Source organism: Collinsella sp. SGI.241 (assembly GCF_050312955.1).
GTDB lineage: Bacteria > Actinomycetota > Coriobacteriia > Coriobacteriales > Coriobacteriaceae > Collinsella.
This window is the reverse complement of sequence record NZ_JBNPKM010000004.1, coordinates 97,117-115,460: the sequence shown is the minus strand read 5'-3', so window position 1 is coordinate 115,460 and position 18,344 is coordinate 97,117. Positions and strand designations below refer to the sequence as shown.

Annotated in this window: 13 protein-coding genes, 1 tRNA gene and 1 CRISPR repeat array (1 of these 15 running past the window's edge); of the genes, 5 read left to right on the top strand and 9 right to left on the bottom strand. The window is 59.4% G+C overall.

All coding sequences use genetic code 11. The annotated features are described in order from the left end of the window. Positions 1–5 precede the first annotated feature (5 nt). From ACQQ92_RS02980 to ACQQ92_RS02955, 6 genes are all read right to left on the bottom strand, one after another. Positions 6–5,816: an InlB B-repeat-containing protein gene (locus ACQQ92_RS02980; RefSeq protein ID WP_427795752.1), complete on the bottom strand. Its 5,811-nt coding sequence runs from the start codon at positions 5,814–5,816 to the stop codon at positions 6–8. Between the two features lie 431 nt (positions 5,817–6,247). Next, positions 6,248–8,011 carry an ABC1 kinase family protein gene (locus tag ACQQ92_RS02975; RefSeq protein ID WP_427795751.1) on the bottom strand — a complete coding sequence of 588 codons (1,764 nt, stop codon included), beginning with the start codon at positions 8,009–8,011 and terminating at the stop codon, positions 6,248–6,250. An 8-nt stretch (positions 8,012–8,019) separates the two neighbouring features. Continuing rightward, the gene (locus ACQQ92_RS02970) at positions 8,020–8,430 is read right to left on the bottom strand and encodes a hypothetical protein (protein ID WP_229770640.1); all 411 of its coding nucleotides are present in this window, start codon (positions 8,428–8,430) and stop codon (positions 8,020–8,022) included. A 153-nt stretch (positions 8,431–8,583) separates the two neighbouring features. Beyond that, positions 8,584–10,107, bottom strand: a complete 1,524-nt coding sequence (locus tag ACQQ92_RS02965) for a C69 family dipeptidase (protein ID WP_427795750.1) — start codon at positions 10,105–10,107, stop codon at positions 8,584–8,586. A 99-nt stretch (positions 10,108–10,206) separates the two neighbouring features. Continuing rightward, positions 10,207–11,061, bottom strand: coding sequence for a bifunctional 5,10-methylenetetrahydrofolate dehydrogenase/5,10-methenyltetrahydrofolate cyclohydrolase (locus ACQQ92_RS02960; RefSeq protein WP_427795749.1), 855 nt, complete (start codon positions 11,059–11,061; stop codon positions 10,207–10,209). 2 nt (positions 11,062–11,063) lie between these two features. Beyond that, entirely contained in the window at positions 11,064–11,696 is a 633-nt protein-coding gene (locus ACQQ92_RS02955; protein WP_427795748.1) for a cyclodeaminase/cyclohydrolase family protein, read from the bottom strand. 449 nt (positions 11,697–12,145) lie between these two features. Between ACQQ92_RS02955 and ACQQ92_RS02950 the strand changes: the two genes are divergently transcribed. From ACQQ92_RS02950 to ACQQ92_RS02930, 5 genes are all read left to right on the top strand, one after another. Then, a complete protein-coding gene (locus ACQQ92_RS02950) occupies positions 12,146–14,029 on the top strand; it encodes a hypothetical protein (protein ID WP_427795747.1) in 1,884 nt (627 codons plus the stop codon). Between the two features lie 438 nt (positions 14,030–14,467). After that, the gene (locus tag ACQQ92_RS02945; RefSeq protein ID WP_427795746.1) at positions 14,468–15,061 is read left to right on the top strand and encodes a hypothetical protein; all 594 of its coding nucleotides are present in this window, start codon (positions 14,468–14,470) and stop codon (positions 15,059–15,061) included. A 397-nt stretch (positions 15,062–15,458) separates the two neighbouring features. Further along, complete coding sequence (locus tag ACQQ92_RS02940; protein WP_427795745.1) at positions 15,459–15,629, top strand: type II toxin-antitoxin system HicA family toxin; 171 nt, start codon at positions 15,459–15,461, stop codon at positions 15,627–15,629. 45 nt (positions 15,630–15,674) lie between these two features. Further along, the gene (locus ACQQ92_RS02935) at positions 15,675–16,127 is read left to right on the top strand and encodes a helix-turn-helix domain-containing protein (RefSeq protein ID WP_427795744.1); all 453 of its coding nucleotides are present in this window, start codon (positions 15,675–15,677) and stop codon (positions 16,125–16,127) included. Between the two features lie 142 nt (positions 16,128–16,269). Then, positions 16,270–17,058, top strand: a complete 789-nt coding sequence (locus ACQQ92_RS02930; RefSeq protein ID WP_427795743.1) for an ADP-ribosylglycohydrolase family protein — start codon at positions 16,270–16,272, stop codon at positions 17,056–17,058. Here the strand turns inward: ACQQ92_RS02930 and ACQQ92_RS02925 are convergent. The 3 genes from ACQQ92_RS02925 to ACQQ92_RS02915 all read right to left on the bottom strand — a co-directional run bounded on the left by ACQQ92_RS02925 (position 17,055) and on the right by ACQQ92_RS02915 (position 18,224). Continuing rightward, positions 17,055–17,249, bottom strand: coding sequence for a hypothetical protein (locus tag ACQQ92_RS02925; RefSeq protein ID WP_427795742.1), 195 nt, complete (start codon positions 17,247–17,249; stop codon positions 17,055–17,057). The genes ACQQ92_RS02930 and ACQQ92_RS02925 overlap by 4 nt on opposite strands. Positions 17,250–17,351: 102 nt before the next feature. Beyond that, a tRNA-Leu gene (locus ACQQ92_RS02920) sits at positions 17,352–17,436 on the bottom strand. Positions 17,437–17,507: 71 nt separating this feature from the next. Further along, positions 17,508–18,224, bottom strand: coding sequence for a hypothetical protein (locus ACQQ92_RS02915; RefSeq protein WP_427795741.1), 717 nt, complete (start codon positions 18,222–18,224; stop codon positions 17,508–17,510). An 18-nt stretch (positions 18,225–18,242) separates the two neighbouring features. Beyond that, a CRISPR array of direct repeats spans positions 18,243–18,344; the repeat unit is 29 nt; unit sequence GGGATCATCCCCGCGCGTGCGGGGAGCAG (it continues 1,696 nt past the right edge of the window).

Sequence of the window (18,344 nt, the reverse complement as noted above, 5' to 3'; positions counted from 1 at the left end):
CTCACCTACCGGCGCTTGGTAAACACGAACACGCCAATGACCGCAAGCCCGATCACGCCGGCCGCTACGCCGACAATGGCGAGCGGATTGAAGCCAGACTGCTGTGCCGGAGCCTCAGCGGACTTCTTAGCGGTAGTCGCGGCAGCCGATCCCGTATCTGACTTGGAGCTGGACTTGCTGGACTTCTTGTCAGACTTCTTGCCGTCCTTCTTGTCGGACTTGTCGGAATCCTTCTTGGAATCCTTGCCGTCCTTGGTCTCGGTCGTGGTCGACGACACCGGCTTCTGCCCAGGCGAAACAGCGCCGCCGCTCTGCTGGCCGTTTGTGCCGTTACCGGAGCCAGAACCAGCACCGGCATTACCCGAACCGCCATTGGAGCCGCCATTGCCGCTATTGGAGCCAGAGTCACCGTTGCCGCCAGGGGTAACGGCATTCTTGGTCCACTTAGCGTAGAGCGTCATATCGGCCGTCACCGCAGCGCTAAAGTCATACGCCTCTGTGCAAGCCTCATCGGTATACCAGCCACCAAAGGTGTAGCCCTCACGCGTCGGATCGGCCGGCTTGGTGACGGTCGAGCCAGAAGCAGGCGTCTGATCGCCAGTCGCAGAGCCGCCCCGAGCATCAAACTTAACGCGATGGGCCTGGGACTTCACACAGAACAAGTGACCTGAGTCGTTCGTGTAGTAAAGGTTGCCGAACTCGTCGCAGACAACCGACGCCATGCAGTAGTTTGCATAACCAGAACCGGGAACAAACACTTCGGTCGCCTCGGCATCGCCCAGCTTGTACATATACACGCCGCCGCCCGAAGTGTAGTTAGGCCAGTTTCCCTTGGCGCCATTTAGGGTGAAGTACACATATGTTTCACCATCGCGCGTGGAGACGAGCGGCGTGCTCTTCGATTCAAAGCCGAGCTCTTCGCCATCGGCTTTCGTAATCTGCCTCACGCTCATATCAGAAAGATCGATGATCGACAGCAGGCCCTTAGCCTTCCAATTGTTCGCAGTCGCACCGCAAATAAAGGCATATTTGCCGCTAAACACGGGCGTTGAAGTCGAGTATGGAGCAAACTGCACCTTCCCGGCCTCGGTAATAGAGCCATCCGAACCAATAGTCAGCTTGTGCAACGTGCCATCATCGCGCGTAACGGCGTATACATAGCCATCGTGGACGGTAAGCGCCGAGCGGATATTGCCACCAGATAGCTTAAACGAGGCGACAAGCTTCGACAGATCGGCGGAATACACGCGCACCTGGCCGAAGTCGCTGCCGACAACGTAGTAGCCGTTGACCATCAGACCACCAGACCAGTAGAAGCCGCCATCGGTGACAGAAGCACTGCCGGCAACTGCGCCCGTGTGAATATTGATGCGCCTGACCGTACCGTTTTGCACGTCATTGCCATTGGCAGACCAATAATCAAGGGTATTGATATAGACGTAGTCGCCGTCAACGGTCAGCGAAGACAGGTTCTGGTTCGTAAACGCATCGGAATACCAAAGCGTCTCAAACGTTTTCGCCGAAACAGCCTGCAGATAGCCACCGGAAAGCGGAATCAGGATGATACCCTGAGCAATAACGGGACGGCAGGTGCTATCCATGGAAGAGCCAAGCTCAAGCGAGCGTACGACGGAACCCGTCTCGGGGTCGATCTCATTCAGAACGGCATTCCACGTCTTTCCGCCCCATACCGAAGCGCCCGTGACAAGGTACACCTTTCCGTTCGCGACAATGGGGTCAGACGCAGAGGCGCTTGCGCCTGCCTTCTGCTGCTCTTCGGTTAAAAGGTTGAGCGCCCAGGAAGGCGTATCGGTCTTTGTCGTAGGCGTAAGGGCATCCGTTGCGGATCCCGAGCCACCGTTCGCAAAGCCATTCCATGCCGTATCGACATCGGGATGCTCAGCCCCAGGATTGGTGGCAGGCGCCGACGAAGGCTTCTGTATGCCATCGCCCTTAACGTAACGGAACTCGACGCAATCGCCGTTCTTGAGGTAGTAGCTCGGAGCGCCGACGCTCGCGTACCCATTGTTCACAAAGAACGACCAATAGCTGTACGGCGCGGCGCTCGTTGTGCCCAGCACGCGGCCATCGGGCATCGTCGCACTCGTAAGACCCAAGGCGTTTGCCTCAAGGTTCGTACAACCGGCAGCCGTCATAAGCTGCTCGAGTACCGACTCGGCCGTCGTGTCATCGTCGGCGGGAAGCGTAAGCTCGGTCAAGGGCACCACCGATTGCTCGGTGTAGTTGCCGTCGGCATCACTTGCGGAGACGCCCGTGACCTTGGCCGTCACCGTAATGGTCTTGCCCTCGTTCGGGTTGTCGAGCCCCGTCGTTCCCTTGACGTTTACCGTCGCAGAAACATCCAAGCCGGCAAGCACCGCGTAGTCCGAATTGTCGGGATAGCGCTCGGCATAACGGGCAAAACGCTCACTCTTCAGACGGCCGCTAATCGTGACTTTCGTGTTGTATTCGGGCTGAGTGAGGATAAGGTTCTCATGCGCGATAACCCTCGGTTTGCTCGACTTGAGCAAACGATAGGTATTCTCCGTGCCACCGGGGAGCTCACTAAACACGAAGCCGTAATGTCCCGCAGCCTCTTCGGTGGAATAGCACCAGTTAACGCCGAGTCCTTGGCCATACACCTTAAGCGGTGCATGCAGGTTGCCCGTCACGCTGGAGGCATTTTGGCCATCAAGAATACCCAAGTAGAACGAAGACTTCGCAAGGCTAAGGTGGAACAACTCGGCATTGAGCTCGTCCTGATTCTGCGGAGAAATCGCAAAGTCGAGGGTCCTGCTTGCCGTGACTTCGGCGTTGGACTTATCGGTCACCGTAAGGGTGACTTTGGTCTTCGCTGCCTCGGCGCCAGGCAGCGGCTGATAGACCGTACCCTTGTAACCGTTAAACGTAATGTCATCGGTGCTGGCGGAGTACTCGACCTTGTAATACTTGCCGTCGACGCCAAGGTTCTTGGGCTGTGGCATTTGCAGGTCGGCGGTTAGGCCGTCCTTGTCGGCAACCGTTTTGGTGCCGTAGTACTTGATATTGTCGTAGGTAAAGGCCGCATCGACCTTTGCCTGCAGGTCGGCCTTGTCGGATGCAACCTTATCGGGGTCGCCCTTGACAGTAACGGCATGCGTGGCCCCACCGGTCACCTTGACATCGGAGACGTTCGACAACACCGAGACTTTGGCGGTCAGCGTGACCTCGCGGTCGCTCGACTTGCGCGCGACCTTGCCCGTGTAGTCGTCCCAGCCGTTGCCCGAAACAGACAGGGCATCGGTATCGGAGCTCGTCCACTCGACGGAGAACTTCTTGTTGGCGCCCGCCCTGTATGGCAGCGTCAGATTCTGGGTAACGCTCTCGGCGGTATCGCCCGTGGCATAGCCGATGGAAAGCTGCTCGGCGGCGTTGTCGAGCAGGTCCTGAAGCTTGCCTTCGTTCCAAGCGATTTCAACAGTTTTAGTCGGCTTGTATTCAACCGACTTGCCATCACGCGAGAGCACGAACGTAACGCTCGCGCGACGCAGCTGGTCAATGCTGCAGCCGCTAGACGCGTTGGGATCGAGATAGAAGAACGTGACATCGCCGTTAGTCTTATCGTACGTAGAGGAGATGCCGACCTCAGCGCCCTCATACGAAGAGCTGAAGCTGGCGGTCTTAGTCTTAACGTCGATATCATCAAAGCCGAGCTGCTTGAGCTGAGCCTTCAACGCGTCGTTGACGTTACCGCCATCAGCACTGTAGGCGACGCTTATCAGCGCGTTTTTATCGCTGAGCTTTTGGACTGCAGCCTCGAGCGAACCGGCCTTGATGACCTTGTTGGCCGAGACGACCTCGACCTCGGAAGAGCCACTCGCAGCAACAGCCTTAAGGTACTTGTTACCGGCCGCATCGGGAACCTGGATCTTGGCACCCGTTACTTCGAGCTTAGTCCAATCATCATCCGCCGCATCGGAGGCGTCGGCCGCATACCAAGAGATATCGGCGCTGTCGGCAGAAAGCTTAACGCCGTTAGTGGTCGAGCCGTTAGTGGTCGAGCCGTCGACGCGCTTAGCGTACACATCGGCAGAGACGCTATCGCCCGCGACAAGGTTGGTCGACTTGCTCTGGAGCTGAGGCGTGCTCACGACGCGCAGCAGGTTATACTCCCCCACCGGCAGCACCGTGTCCCTAGAGGTCCACGTAACGGTGTTGTCGAGCGCCGAGGCCTCGAGCTTGAGGGATTTGCCCACAAGCGCATCGGTGATAGTCAGCGCACCGGTGGAGGCGTCAAGGTTATCGGTGACCTTGGTCCAATTAGCGTCATCGGCGCCCTTGGCATACCAGGTGACGGTCAGCTTGGCGTCATCGGGCAGAGCGGAATCCGACCAACTCGAAGAGTCGGGGATACGGACCTTGGGCGTAAGCGTCGTGCCCACGTTGAGCGTAGCCGTCGAAGCCTCTGCCGGCTCGACAGATTTAAGCGTGTACTGACCGGCAAGCGTCACCGGACCCACGGGGTCAACCGAGGTGGTGCTGCCGTAGTACTTCTTCTGTGTGCTCTTAACGGAGTTTTCACTCGTGGCGATCACGCGGATGTACTTGCCCACCATATCGGCCGCAACCGTATAGCTGGCAGAGTCGGCGGCACCGTCGATATTCTTGAACGCGGCGTCGGACGTCGACTTGGCGTCGGCGTACTGCCACTGATAGTGAACGGTATCGGTAGATCCAACGTTCGTGTAAGAGTTGCCCTTGGTCGCCTTAGCCGTGAGCACGTTGCCCACATGCACGGCCCCAGTAGAAGAAGCGCCCTCGACCGTAACGCCGTACAGCTCGACCGCGCCAGCCTCCGAAACAGGACCAACGGCAACGTAAGGAGTAGTCTCGCCAGAAGCGCTCGTAGCTTTGGCAACGAGGTATTTGCCAAACAGGTCAGCCGTAACCGTAAAAGTACGACTCGTTGCCCCAGTGATTTTATTGGTGCAAGCGCTAACGGAACTCGAGTCGCCGTAGTACCACTGCCAGGAAACGCGAGAGTCCGCGGAGACGTCCGTTGTACCCGACTTCGCCGTTGCAGAAATCACATCTCCGACGTAAACCTTACCGCTCTTATCGAGGGTGACGCTCGAAACACTGACGCTATCGGCGGCGGTGACCAGAGTCGTCCCGCGATTAGCATATGAGTCGCCACCCGCTTTAGGTGTCACCACGCAACGGACAGACTTACCGGCATACTCGGCAAGCTTTAGGGTCTGCTCAGTAGCGCCGGGAATATCGGTGTAATCCGAGTCTTTCCTGCTCTGATTAGGACCCTCTTGCCACTGATAACTGAGATCGGATGAATCAATTTCGATCCTAGCCCCATTAACTTTTTGAAAGGCATGGACCAAAATCGTATCCGACGTAGTGTAACCGGCATAAGACTGCTTGCCGGTCGATAGGTTCTCGAACGTTAGAGAGAAAATCGTAAGTGCGTCATCGCTCTGCACCGCGACGGCACTGCTCCCCGCTGCGCTCTGGACAGCACTCGGCTGCGGTGCGCTCGACTGCTCGGAGGTCGCAACGGTACCGGAAGACGCGGCGGCATCCGTACCGGCAGCATCGGCGTCACCCTCGCCGGCAGCCTGCTCCTCCGCCGACTTCGTCTCCGCAGTCTGCGTCACGGCCTCGGCAATGCCCTCGGCGCCCTCGGCCCAAAGTTGCGCCGGCGTGGTGCCAAAAGCCATGGCAAAAGCCAGGAACGCCACCAGACCGCGCTTGGCTATGCCGCGGGCAATCGCTCCATGACGACGCCACGAGGCGCGCTGGCACTCGTCCTCAAACATATCCATTTGTCTCCTACTGTCTGCACTTGGAGCATTGCCCAGCGGCTGCCCCACGTCATCGCGCACATTGCGCTCGAGTACCCCCATCGGGGTCCCCCTTCCCTCCAGAGCCCAACGCGTACCGGCGGCATGCGCCGCGGCCGCGTGCAAGATGGGAGGCGATCCGACTTAACCTTACCGACCCGGGCGCGCCGTCCGATCTGCGGCGCGGCCATCCCGGGCCAAGAGGAATTACGGTTACTGGTACAGCCGGGGACTTGCACCCCGATTCTCCCAAACGCGCAGGAAAACCGCGCATTCGTGCGTCTCCGCACCACCATCTAGGCCATCGATTATTACTGTCAATATGGTAGCACGCAAAAGGGCCCCGCACGCAGGCGAAGCCCAAGGTAAAAGCTATTGTTTGCGATAGGAGAATGCGGTGACGGTCGCAGTCTCTACCGCTTGCCACCGTGACTGTTGCGCCAGATCTCGCGGCCCAGCATCAGCGCCAGCGCCAGCGCACTCACGTAGCCCATAAAGCCAATGACCGGGATACCGAACACAACCGGCTCGATGCGCGCGTAGTACACCACCGACGAGCCGATAAACAGGCCGGCGATCACAATTGCCATCGACATGCGGTCGACAATTCCACCCAGCTGTCGCAGCGCCTTATCGCTGCTCATGATCTGCGTGTTCACCTTAAGCTGGCCGCGCGTGAGCATGCGCGACGCCAAGCCCAGATACTCGGCCGCCTCGAGCGAGCCTTTTGCCGCGCGATAGCTGCTCGCGGCAAGATCGTGCCCCATTTCGCGGACGCGCGCATAGGTGCTCTTCTCGTTTTTGATGTGCGTCTGGATGATCTGGATCATGTTGACGTCGGGCATATATTCGGTCAGCAGACCCTCGAGTGTCACCATACCACGGGCGAACATCGTCACCACGCTCGGCAGCTCAACGTCGTTTTTGCGCGCCAGATTTAACAGCGAGGTTAAAAACTCGCCGATATCCAGGTCCTTAAGATCGAGCCCTGCAAAGTCGGCGACGATAAAGTCCAAGTCGGACAAAAAGGCCGAATGGTCGAGCTCGGCCGAATCGCCGCGCGTCACGGCAAAGCGCATAAGCGAATCCTTGAGCTTGGGAACGTCACCTTCGGCCACGGCGAAAATCATGTCCTTAACGATACCGCGGTCGTGACTCGACATGCGCCCGACCATGCCTAGGTCGATAAAGTAGACGATGCCGTCCTTGAGGATGATGTTTCCCGCATGCGGGTCGGCATGGAAAAAGCCATCGTCAAGCACCTGCGTCGAGTAGTCCTCGACGATCGCGGCGCCAATCTTTTCCAAGTCATAACCCTCGGCCTCAAGGCGCTTGGGGTCGGCAATGGAGATGCCGTCGATGTAGTCCATGACCACGACGTGTTCGGTGCAAAGGTCCAAGTAGGATTTGGGGCACGAGACGCCATGCACGCTTTTGTGGAAGTCATAGAAATCGTTGAGGTTTTTGGCCTCGGCCAAAAAGTTGGTCTCCTCGCGAAACGAGGTCCACAGCTCTTCGACCACGCCATGCAGGTCCACAAACTGATCAGTGTTGACGAACTTGGAAACGATGCGCACCACCGAGCGAATGATGTCGATGTCCTGAGCCATCACCTGCTGCGCGCCGGGGCGCTGCACCTTAACGGCCACGTCCTCGCCAGTCACCAGACGGGCGCGGTGCACCTGCGCGAGCGACGCGCTACCGAGCGGGTTGGGGTCGATCGCGTCGAATATCTGCCCCAGGCGCTGGCCGTATTCCTCTTCCAAACAGCGGAGCACTACCTCATACGGCACCGGCTCTACGTCGGAGCGCAGACGACGCAGCTCGTCGCAAAACCGCTGCGGCAAAATCTCGGAGCGGTTAGCCAGAATCTGCCCCATCTTGACGAACATGGGGCCGAGCTCTTCGAGCAGACGACGCAGGCGCACCGGCGTGAGGTTATCCCACACGCGGTACTTTTTGATCAGGCGAACGATCTGCCCAATGCGCTCACGACGACCTGCCGGCGTGAGCTGGTATTCCTCGTCCGGCGCCATCGCGTCGGGCTCCTCAGGGACCATATCGACAGCGCGCGGCTTCTTGCGAGCGCCCGAGACGGCGGCCTCGACCTCATCGACAACCGCCGTCTCGTCACCCAAGGGATCTTGATTGTTGTAATCGGTAGTGGAATCTGCCATCTGCGCTGCTACTCGGCCTCTTCGGCGTCCTCTGCGTCGTCGGGCTCAACGGACTCGACGGGCACCGAGGTCACGTTGTCCTCGACCGAATCGACGATGTCGCGCACATGGGCCAAAAAGGCCGTGCGCTCGGGGGCGGTCATGACGCGCACGCGGGCGAGGATGAGCTCGTCGAGCACGCGCTGGGCCGCAGTCTCGCCCTGCATGCCCAGGCGCTCGGTAAGGTCGGAGATGGTACCGCCGGCCTGCTCGAACATGTCGGACACGCTGCGGGCGATATCGGGGGTGCCGGCGTCCTTGCGCACCTGCTCGCCCTTGGCATTGAGGTCGTCGAGGACCTTCTTGCCGCCCTCGACGGCAACGGCGGCGGCACCGAAGCCCACGTTGATGGCACCGTTAACAAGCTGATCGAATTTCATAACCATGGTTGGCTCCAATCGTGAACAACTTCATTGGCCTACTTGTACCCAAGATTGAGCAAACGACACAAAATCGTTTGTCACCGGGATAGAAATCGAGCGAGGCAAAGCCTTTGACGGCGTTTGCCCCGCTCGTTCGCTGCAATGTGGCTTTTACCTAATGTTATCGTTCATCGCGAAGGAATTCTTCATGGCGCAGCTCGTGGTGTAGAGCACCTTGCCCAACAGGGCATCGGTCTCCACGCGCACAAGCTCGGCAAAGGCCTCGTTGGCGCGGGCGAGCTCGGCGGGCACCTCGGCCTCGGGCAGTACGGCTACAACGGCGTCAACGTCGTGGATCTGCTTGTGGCCCATGCCGCCGACCTTCTCCTGATAATCCTCGACCGCGCGACCGCACTCATGGAAGCGAACATCGGCCAAGGCGCCAATCAGGCGATTCGCCCAATAGAAATTCTCGGACGTCACGCGAGCCTGCGTGTCGGCATAGTACTCGGGCATGGTCTCGACATTGGCGTACAGTGGCACAAGCGCGTTAAACGAGTTAGAGCCAAACGCCATCCACTGCACGGCGCGATACGCCGGCTGCGCATAGGGGCGCAGCTGCAGCACGGCGAGCTGGCTGTTGCGGTTGATGCCGATGGGACGATAGGCGCCGCGCGTGGCGGGCGTACCCTTGCTGCCGTAGCAGTCGTACTCCGTGCCCTGGTAGTGGCTCGAAAGCACGTACTTGATGTCCTCGAGGGTCACCTTGCGCTCGGGCACGCGACTCCAGGGAATGTCGTCGCTCTCGGGCGTGTAGTCGGCGTCGGGACCGTCCCACACATCGCTGGGGTTGAGACAGCGCTGCATGTACCAGGCGCGCGGTGTGTTGTAGACGTGGTCGCTGTCGCTGTGCGAGCCAAAGGCCTCGCGCGGGTTAAAGACCGCGGCGGGACCGTCGCCCTTAACGCCCAGCGTCAAATCCAGATGCCACTCGGCCATCCAGGTGCGCAGGTCGGCCGAGCACATGTGGTCGACCTGCGCGCCCTCGGCGTCGTCCAGGTCAAAGCTGTCGATACCCAGCTGGTTGGGCATGGTCACATAGGCGTCGTCGGGCACGCGCTTGGCGATCCAGTGGTGGCCGCCGATGGTCTCGAGCCACCAGATCTCGTCAACGTCGCTAAAGGCGATGCCGTTGTTCTCGTAGGTGCCGTAGCGCTCGAGCAGGTCGCCCAGAATGCGCACACCGTCGCGGGCGGACTTGGCGTATGGCAGCACCAGGGTCACCATGTCCTCCTCGCCCAAACCGCCGGGCTGCGCCGGCGCATAGCCGTCCTCGCCCTCGTTGCCCTTGGCGGGCACGTAGTCCACGAGCGGATCGGCGCCGCGGACGCGCTCGTTGGTGGTGAGCGTCTCGGTTGCGGACATGCCAACATTGAGCTCGTTGAAGCCGGCCTCGGCCCAAATGCCATGACCCGGGACAACGTCGGGGACGCTTGTGTAACGCATGGGATTGTCGGGCAGCTCAACGGTCAGGTGGCTCAGGACACTCGTGTAGACACGAGGCTGCTCGTCGGGATGCACTACGCGCATGCGCTTGGGCTCAAATACCCCATTGGGCGAGTCCTCGTTGCGGGCAACCAGCGTCGACCCGTCGTAGCTCGCGTTCTTACCGACCAAAATCGTTGTGCACGGCATGCGCATCCTCCTTGAGCGAAGAAATCAAACGGCAACAGTGTATCGCTTCGGTGCAAAAAGGGCGAAACCACAGCCTCGGCAGCCCCCGTGGTCAAAAGCCTATTTCGATGTGCGCTCGGCCGCTTCGATCACGTGTTTGGCGAGAATCGCGGTGGTCACAGCCCCCACGCCGCCCGGCACGGGTGTGATGGCGTTAACGATTGGCTCCGCAGCATCAAAATCGACGTCGCCGACCAGCTTGCCGGCGGCCTCGTCCCAGTTAATGCCCACATCGATGATCGTCTGGCCCTCGCGAACCGCATCCGCGCCAATCGTACGCGCGCGTCCAACTGCCGCAACCACAACATCAGCCGCACGACACTCGGCAGCAAGGTCGCGCGTGTGCGTATGGCACGTCGTCACCGTGGCATTGCGAGCCGTAAGCATGGCGGCAACGGGACGGCCAATCACCAGAGACCGACCGACGACCGCGACCTTGGCCCCATCCAGCTCAACACCGTAATGGTCCAGCAACGCCAACACGGCCTCAGCCGTGCAAGGAGCAAAGCCCTCGCCTCGCCCCGAAAGCGTGGTAAGTAGCGAGGCCGGCGTCATGGAGTCGACATCCTTGGCGGGATCGAGTGCCGCAGCAACCGCATCCTCGTCAAGCCCAGCGGGCAGCGGGCGAAACACTAGGCAGCCATGAACGGCGGGGTCGGCATTGATGTCCTTAATAGCCGCCAGCAGCTCATCCTGCGAAGCATCGGCAGGAAGCAAAACGCGGCGAGCCTCAATGCCAGCCTTTTCACAGCGCTTGAGGGCGCCGCGCTCGTACGACAGATCGTCCTCGCGCTCGCCCACACGAACGATGGCCAGCGTCGGCACAATGCCGCGTTCGCGCAAAGCAACGCAGCGAGCGGCAAGCTCCTCGGTCAAAGTACGGGCAACGGGAGCCCCTTTGAGCAGCTCGGCCATGGCTATCCCCTCTTCCTGGCTGCGTCGGCGGCACGGCGCGCCAGCGCATCGGCACGCGGCAGCCACGTATCCAGCAGCTCATCGCACGCCGCCTCGAGCTCCTCGGCGCGTGCCCGGTCTTTCATAGACGTAGTGTTGGCAAAGAGTGTCAGACTCGCGCCCTGCATGGCGGCGCGGCAGAACACGGCGCCACAAGCCACGTCGGACAGCAGCTGGCGCGACCCCTTGTCCGCCATGTCCTCGAGCAGCGCCAGCGCGCGCCCGCAGGCATCCATAATGCGATACGGTGGCATAGCCGCCACGTGCAGCGCATCCTGAATCGCAGCCGGTCGAGCCGGATCGTCACGCGGAATACCGTACGCCGCGGACACCTGCCCGTAGGCACGAACGTCCTCGGCGACCAGACCCACAAGTTCCTGCGCCAACTCATCCGCCTGGGCAAATGCGCGCGTCAAATCGTCCGCGCGATCGGCAAGGGCGGGATTCGTCGCTCCGTAGCGAGCAACCATCCCGCACAGCGAGGCGCCCAGCGCGCCCACGAATGCGCTCGCGCTACCACCGCCGGGAACGGGCTCGCGCGCGGCAAGCGCCTCGGCAAACCCTCGGCAGGTCTTATCCATCATCTCTTGGCTCATGTGCATGCACCCTCAATGTTTGCCAAGCTAATCGGACAGTCGGCGCCGCCCGAACGCATCGTGTATTTCGTGGTGCCTAGTCTAGCCCATAAGAGCATTCGCGTCAGTGCGCCCAGTTATCGCACTTTTCTATGGCGGGCGATAGGCGCAACATCGCTGCGCTTATCGCCAAGCAATCAATCCCGACCCCCTGTCAAGGTCAGTCTTGCGCCCAGCCCATTGGGCCATAGACACACCAAATGCCATCGCGCAAACCACACCGGCAAAACAAATGCATCTTTGTTGCGCAATCCGATGCAACAAAGATGCAGGTATGCGGAATAAATATGCAAGAAGCGTGAGAAAGATTGGCGTACCGATAAAGGCGCGAAATAGAGGTTTAGTAAAATGTCAGAAGTTCTATAATATTAATGCTGATTTAATACTTTTAGAGTCGAAGGAGTCTCAGCATGAAGTCGTTTTTGAAAACGGCCTCTCGTGCGGTCGCAGCGCTGTTTGCCGTTGCGCTCGTCACGATGGGCGTAGCATCGCCTGCTTTTGCAGACGACGGTACCGGCACGGTTACTACCGGATCGATTACCATTGAACACGACGGTAAACCCACCGGTGTGATCTACAATGATCTTAAGACCGCTACCGCCGCAGCGCAGAGCGGCGACACCATCAAGCTCGGCGAGGGCAACTACACGCTTTACGGTGTGGACTCTGTAGTCACCACGAAGGGCAAGGACCTCACGTTTGAGGGCGCTGGTGCCGACAAGACCTCGTGGAGAATCGGCCGCGAGGTTCCCGATCCCGACTATGGCGGCGAGCGCAACGGTGACTACAGCTTTGATGGTGCCGGAACCGTGACGTTCAAGAACATGAGGCTCCGTTCTGCCGAGAAGGCAGTCGACTACCAGGGCTTCATCAGGATTGACAACACGGTCGTGAACAACTGCGTCATCGATGGCAAGACGTTCTACTGGGGTTACAAGACCGCGACGTTCACGAACACGACGTTCAACGCCCCGAGCGGCGACTATGCGATCTGGACGTACAGCTCGCCCGTCATGACGTTTGACAACTGCACGTTTAAGGCCAAGCGCGCGATGATCAAGGTCTACACCGATTACAGCGCAGGCAAGCATGACATCACCGTCAACGTGAACAAATGCACGTTCAATTCGCTGTCGTCTAAGTGGGACCCCTTAGGCTACTATAAGCAGGCGTTGAGCATCAATGACTCCAACATGGGGAACTTCAAGTACATCCTCAACATCACCAACAGCTCTGCCACGGCGCAGCGCGACGAGACCACCTGCTCGCAGCTCTTTGGCTTTGGTGGCAAGGCGAAACAATACAACACCGGCCGCACCGATGTCACCATCGACGGCACGAAGGTGTGGTCCAACGGCCAGAAGCTCACCCACAGCTACACCGACGGCGAGCACGATGATAATTTCAAAGACGAGAAAAAGTATGATTGGGAGAAGAAGCCCGATGGCTGGTACTGCACTGGCCACGCCAAGTGCGGCTATTGCGGCTATGAGATCGCTGAAACCGTGAAGGCAACCTCCGTAGACACGGCCACCTGCACTGAGAAGGGCACGAGGACCTACACCGCCACCTTTAGTCATAAGTGCTTCAAGCCCCAGACCAAGACAGAAGAAATCGCCGCCCTCGGCCACGACTGGGGCGAGCCCGAGTACAGCTGGGCCGAGAAGGACGGCGGTTGGTGCTGCACCGCCAAGCGCGTCTGCAAGCGCGACGCCAGCCATGTCGAGGAGGAGACCGTGAAGGCCTCCGCGAAGAACACCCCGGCGACCTGCACCGGGGCCGGCGAGGACGTCTACACCGCGACCTTCAGCAACAAGGCCTTCGAGGCGCAGACCAAGACCGAGGCCCTCGACCCGCTTGACCACGACTGGGGCGAGCCCGAGTACAGCTGGACCAAGCAGGACGACGGCTGGCACTGCACCGCCAAGCGCGTCTGCAAGCGCGACGCCAGCCACGTCGAGGAGGAGACCGTGAAGGCCACCTACGAGGTGACCACTCCCGCCACGACCGAGAAGGAGGGCGAGGGCACCTATACCGCCACCTTCGAGAATGAGGCTTTCGAAACCCAGACCAAGACTGAGCCGATCTCCAAGCTTCCCGTCAAGCCGCAGGACCCCGCAAAGCCCAAGGACGACAAGCCGAGCAAGACCGACAAGCCAAACAAGTCTGGCAAGACCAACAAGCAGACGCTCCCCGGAACGGGCGATTCCACCGCAAGCGTCATCATGGCGATGCTTTCCATGGCAACCATCTGCTTCGCCGGCAGCGCAATCGCTTCTAAGATGCGCAAGTAATAGCGACCTTCAGCGCACCGTCGCAACTAGCCTGCAGCACAACAGGGCCCGCACCACATAAGGTGCGGGCCCTTCTTTTTGCCCAAACGAATCCACAGTGGACGCTCGCGCCGATGACAATTAGATGCACCCGGTATCCAGGCACGCAGCCATTCCAGTCATTCACAGGCACGACCAACTCCCCTAACCAGCGCAAACATGGACCACATAGCTCTCCTTTCGGGACTCCCGAACAGCACAAACTGGGGCATACATATAACCCAACCCCGGGGAGGGCCGACAGCACCGGCTCTCCCCTCTTTTGCGCCCGGACATATTGCCACTTAACGGCGCAAATCCGGCCATCAGAATGGGACACATGGCCCACCCTAGCGAGCCGTCCACGCGTACAGTAAAGGCAGGTAATCCATGGGCGGTTACAGATGAGGAGACACGACCATGAAAAAGAAGGCCTTTGCGATTCTCACCCTCTGCATCAGTCTCTTTGCTGCAGTTGCCCTGGTGGGTTGCGGCGGAAGCGGTGGCGCTACCGGCAGTGGCGGTGGCGGCGGAGCAGAAAAACCAGCCTTGGATATGAGGACCGACTTCATCTGGTTTAAGGTCGAGGTCCCCGAGGGCGTCGAGATTACCGACGTCGCTGGCGACACCGCCGATAGGGCCCAGTTTAAGTTCACCGAGAGCGAGCACGCCAGCGATCGCTTCATCCCCGTCTTCGACTCTGACAAGAACGCCGACGAGCTGTTCGACTACGAGGCAAAGTGGAAGGCCAACTCCGGATGGACCGAGAGCGACCCCGTTAAGTACAACGGCAAGACCTGGCGCAGCGCCTACTTCACGCACTCCGGCGGTGTGACGACCGAGTACTTCACCGACGTTGACGGTGGCAGCGTGTATGTGCGCATCGACAACGTCGAAGAGCACAAGGACGCTGTCGAGACCATGATGAAGTCCCTGGAGTTTGCCGATGACATCGCCAAGGCCAAGACCGAGGCCATGGACGTCAAGCTCGACGATATCGAGATCAAGCGCTAAAGCTCCAACGGCATGCAGCAGCGCCGTTTTAGCTCAGCCGGGATGCAAGGTGTGACTCCTTGCATCCCGGTTTTTTGTGTTCGAAAGCGCCCGGTCACATCACCATATTGAGCACGTTGACGAATTCCTGCGCCTGGGAGCGGCTGCTCAGGCTAAAGACACAGGCAGTCAACAGCCGGTTACGTAGAAAAACGTCGCGGTCCTTGATCCTGTCGACCCTTTTCGCGGTCGCGCGCAGAACACCAAATCGTGTCCGCACGAGCAAATAAACTAATACCACAAGGAATATAAGCCGCCATCCAAGGATGGCGAAGTGAGACAAAGGGTTAGCAATAGCGAAGATTTAAGTCTAAAACCCTTAGGAAGTGCTAATATATAGTTATTGAAAGAGGCTAAGATGCAGAGACGCGAATTGATCCGCATCCTCGAAGAAGCCGGCTTCATCTCGAAAGGAGGCACTAATCACGAGAAGTTCGTCAAAGGAGATAAACTCGTGCTCGTGAAACGCCACCGAGAGATTGAGGATCAAATTACCAAAAGAATCTTAAGGCAGGCAGGACTTCGATAGCTCATCCTCATCACATTCCGCATCGAGTTTTAGAGGAGGTCTTACATGGTTTACATATGGGAATTCGAGTTCTTTGATTCGGACGGCGTTGTCGACGCTGTGCCATGTGGCTCGCTGGGCGGAGGTGGAACGTTCGGATCCGACCTAAACGACGCTGTCGAAAGCGCCGCTGATTTTCTCGCATGCATGGTCGATGACCACCTAATGGGCGGCGTCGACCTGCCTGCGCCGGACTTTGGCCACGAGCCGCAGCACGGTGGCAAGATTATCGCCGTCGCCGTCAGCCGCGAACTCGGCGACATCCCCGCCGTCACCGCAGCGGATGCCGCTCGTATGCTCGGTGTTAGCTCAGCACGGGTATCGCAACTGATAAATGCAGGACTGTTGGATTCATGGAAGGATGGCACCAAACGCATGGTGTCCAAAGCTTCCATCGAGGCACGACTCGCCGACGCCCCAAAGGCAGGACGCCCAAAAGAGGTCCCTATTGCTGTATAAAGCAATAGCGTTGCGGGTTTTTTCATTTGTCAGATTAGCTGACAAGCTCTCTCAATTCGGGACTCGCTGCGTCCCGAATTGAGCTGGACACACTGCCGCAGGTAGCCGCGCATCCTCAATCCAAAGTACGAGAGGTGTTCCCATGACAGACAGACCGAAAACAACGCTACGCGACTGCATCTATGGGCTTGCCGTCGGCGACGCGCTGGGCGTTCCTTACGAGTTCAGGCTCCGCGACACGTTCGAATGCACGGACATGATCGGCTACGGCACGCATGGGCAGCCCGCCGGTACCTGGAGCGACGACACATCTATGACGCTTGCTACCTGCGACTCGATTAGGGAGCTCGGGTATATCGACACTGCAGACATGCGCGACAAATTCGTAAGCTGGATTGCCCGTGGCGAATATACGATCGACGGCGTTTTCGATTGCGGCGGCACGACCGCTCGAGCCCTGCGCACCGGCAAAGGAGGCTCCGGCGAGCGCGACAACGGCAACGGTTCGCTCATGCGCATCGCGCCCCTGGCGTTCACCGATGCGACAGACGAAGAGATCAGCAAGGTCTCCGCGATCACGCACGCTCACAGAACGTCGACCGAGTCATGCGTCACGTTCATCGAGCTGATGAGGTCCGCGATGGACGGCGCACTCCCCTCGTGGGCGCTGCAGCTGAAAAGCGCGCCCGAGCACGAAATCAGATCCGGCGGCTTCGTGCGCGACACCCTTAAGGCCGCCAGCTGGTGCTTTGTCAACACTAACAGTTACGAAGATTGCGTCCTTGCCGCCGTCAACCTGGGCGACGACACCGACACCACCGCAGCCGTCGCAGGCGCCCTCGCCGGCACGGCCTACGGCATGGACGCAATTCCACAGGAGTGGATCGATACCCTACGAGGGAAGGATCTGATTGAGAACTGCCTGTTTTAGGGCGCATCGGTAGCAGAAACAAGCCAGAAGGCATCATGGAGAGGTCGATGTTGCGTGAGGCTGCGAAAGTCTTTGCGCGACTCATTCAGCGCGTTCTCGTAGAGCGCCTTGTAGTCGGGCTCTTGACCGGTCTCTCCGCCCTGTGCAGGGTCGATCGGATCGGTCTCGGCGGGCGTGGTCTCCTGGGCCATGCTCCCTCCATTTCCGCCCCGTGCGGGGCATCGTCTTGCCCCGTGCGGGGCGCTTTTCGGCATGAAAAAGGCCACCCGTGCGGATGGCCTGGTTCAACGTTTTGGTCGGGGCGGCGGGACTCGAACCCGCACGGGCGATGCCCACGTGCTCCTGAGGCACGCGCGTCTGCCATTCCGCCACGCCCCGATGTGGGGTATAATCAAGTCGACCGGAGAAAGCTTGGGCTACGGGGCCCGGGCAGACCTCCGGTCATTTTTTTAGCTCGTATATTCGGCCGTTTTTACCACGAAGATCTTCGTTATATCCGGATCATCGAGAAGCTGTGCCATGCGGACAAGTGCCTCATCTTCCGTGATTCGGCTTTCCGTAATATCCAGAAGAAACTCGGGGCCTTGCCTATCGAGCTTCGCGGTGATCTCCCCTACCGCCTTCTTGACCTTTGGGGAGCTGATTGTCTTGAAGTCGCAGGTGACGCCGTCGAGGAGGACGTCCGATGTGTTACCGTCCGTGCCTTTATGGTCGTTCGGGTTCCTGAATTTAATCTTATGGCCAGTTTTTGCCAGCCACATCGCCTCCTGAAGCTCCTTTCCGTCGAGTTTCGAGAAGTCCTCGATCTCGATTGGGTTTTCAGGAACCACGGAGCGGACAGCCTTTGCGTAGCATTCGCGATACGTAGTTTTTGTCGAACCGTTTTTTAGGTGAGCCGCCCACGCGTCGTCGAGGGCTCCTTGGAGCGCTTCGGCTTCCGCACCCGCATCATCAGGATAATCTGGAATCTCCTTTTTCGATTTCTTGGCATCCTCGACGCGGTCGCTCCATCTCTGTGCGTCCTTCGGATCGTGCCCCTCGACGAGCACTTCGTACTTGTCACCCGAGAAGCTCGGCACGATCTTGCACGTGCAGTGCCTGTGCCAGTGGTCGAACTGTCCTGCCGTCTTCCGGCTATGGTAGACCGCCCCGCGCCCGGCGAGCATCAGGCAGAACGCGCATGTGGGATCATCCCCGCGCGTGCGGGGAGCAGATGTTCGAGTTCCTGGCGGACGCGCGCTACTCGGGATCATCCCCGCGTGTGCGGGGAGCAGGAGACACCAAAG

Excerpts from the sequence above, each read along its gene's own strand:
- ACQQ92_RS02980 (WP_427795752.1), bottom strand. The coding sequence starts at position 5,816 with ATGGATATGTTTGAGGACGAGTGCCAGCGCGCCTCGTGGCGTCGTCAT.
- ACQQ92_RS02975 (WP_427795751.1), bottom strand. The coding sequence starts at position 8,011 with ATGGCAGATTCCACTACCGATTACAACAATCAAGATCCCTTGGGTGAC.
- ACQQ92_RS02970 (WP_229770640.1), bottom strand. The coding sequence starts at position 8,430 with ATGAAATTCGATCAGCTTGTTAACGGTGCCATCAACGTGGGCTTCGGT.
- ACQQ92_RS02965 (WP_427795750.1), bottom strand. The coding sequence starts at position 10,107 with ATGCCGTGCACAACGATTTTGGTCGGTAAGAACGCGAGCTACGACGGG.
- ACQQ92_RS02960 (WP_427795749.1), bottom strand. The coding sequence starts at position 11,061 with ATGGCCGAGCTGCTCAAAGGGGCTCCCGTTGCCCGTACTTTGACCGAG.
- ACQQ92_RS02955 (WP_427795748.1), bottom strand. The coding sequence starts at position 11,696 with ATGAGCCAAGAGATGATGGATAAGACCTGCCGAGGGTTTGCCGAGGCG.
- ACQQ92_RS02950 (WP_427795747.1), top strand. The coding sequence starts at position 12,146 with ATGAAGTCGTTTTTGAAAACGGCCTCTCGTGCGGTCGCAGCGCTGTTT.
- ACQQ92_RS02945 (WP_427795746.1), top strand. The coding sequence starts at position 14,468 with ATGAAAAAGAAGGCCTTTGCGATTCTCACCCTCTGCATCAGTCTCTTT.
- ACQQ92_RS02940 (WP_427795745.1), top strand. The coding sequence starts at position 15,459 with ATGCAGAGACGCGAATTGATCCGCATCCTCGAAGAAGCCGGCTTCATC.
- ACQQ92_RS02935 (WP_427795744.1), top strand. The coding sequence starts at position 15,675 with ATGGTTTACATATGGGAATTCGAGTTCTTTGATTCGGACGGCGTTGTC.
- ACQQ92_RS02930 (WP_427795743.1), top strand. The coding sequence starts at position 16,270 with ATGACAGACAGACCGAAAACAACGCTACGCGACTGCATCTATGGGCTT.
- ACQQ92_RS02925 (WP_427795742.1), bottom strand. The coding sequence starts at position 17,249 with ATGGCCCAGGAGACCACGCCCGCCGAGACCGATCCGATCGACCCTGCA.
- ACQQ92_RS02915 (WP_427795741.1), bottom strand. The coding sequence starts at position 18,224 with ATGCTCGCCGGGCGCGGGGCGGTCTACCATAGCCGGAAGACGGCAGGA.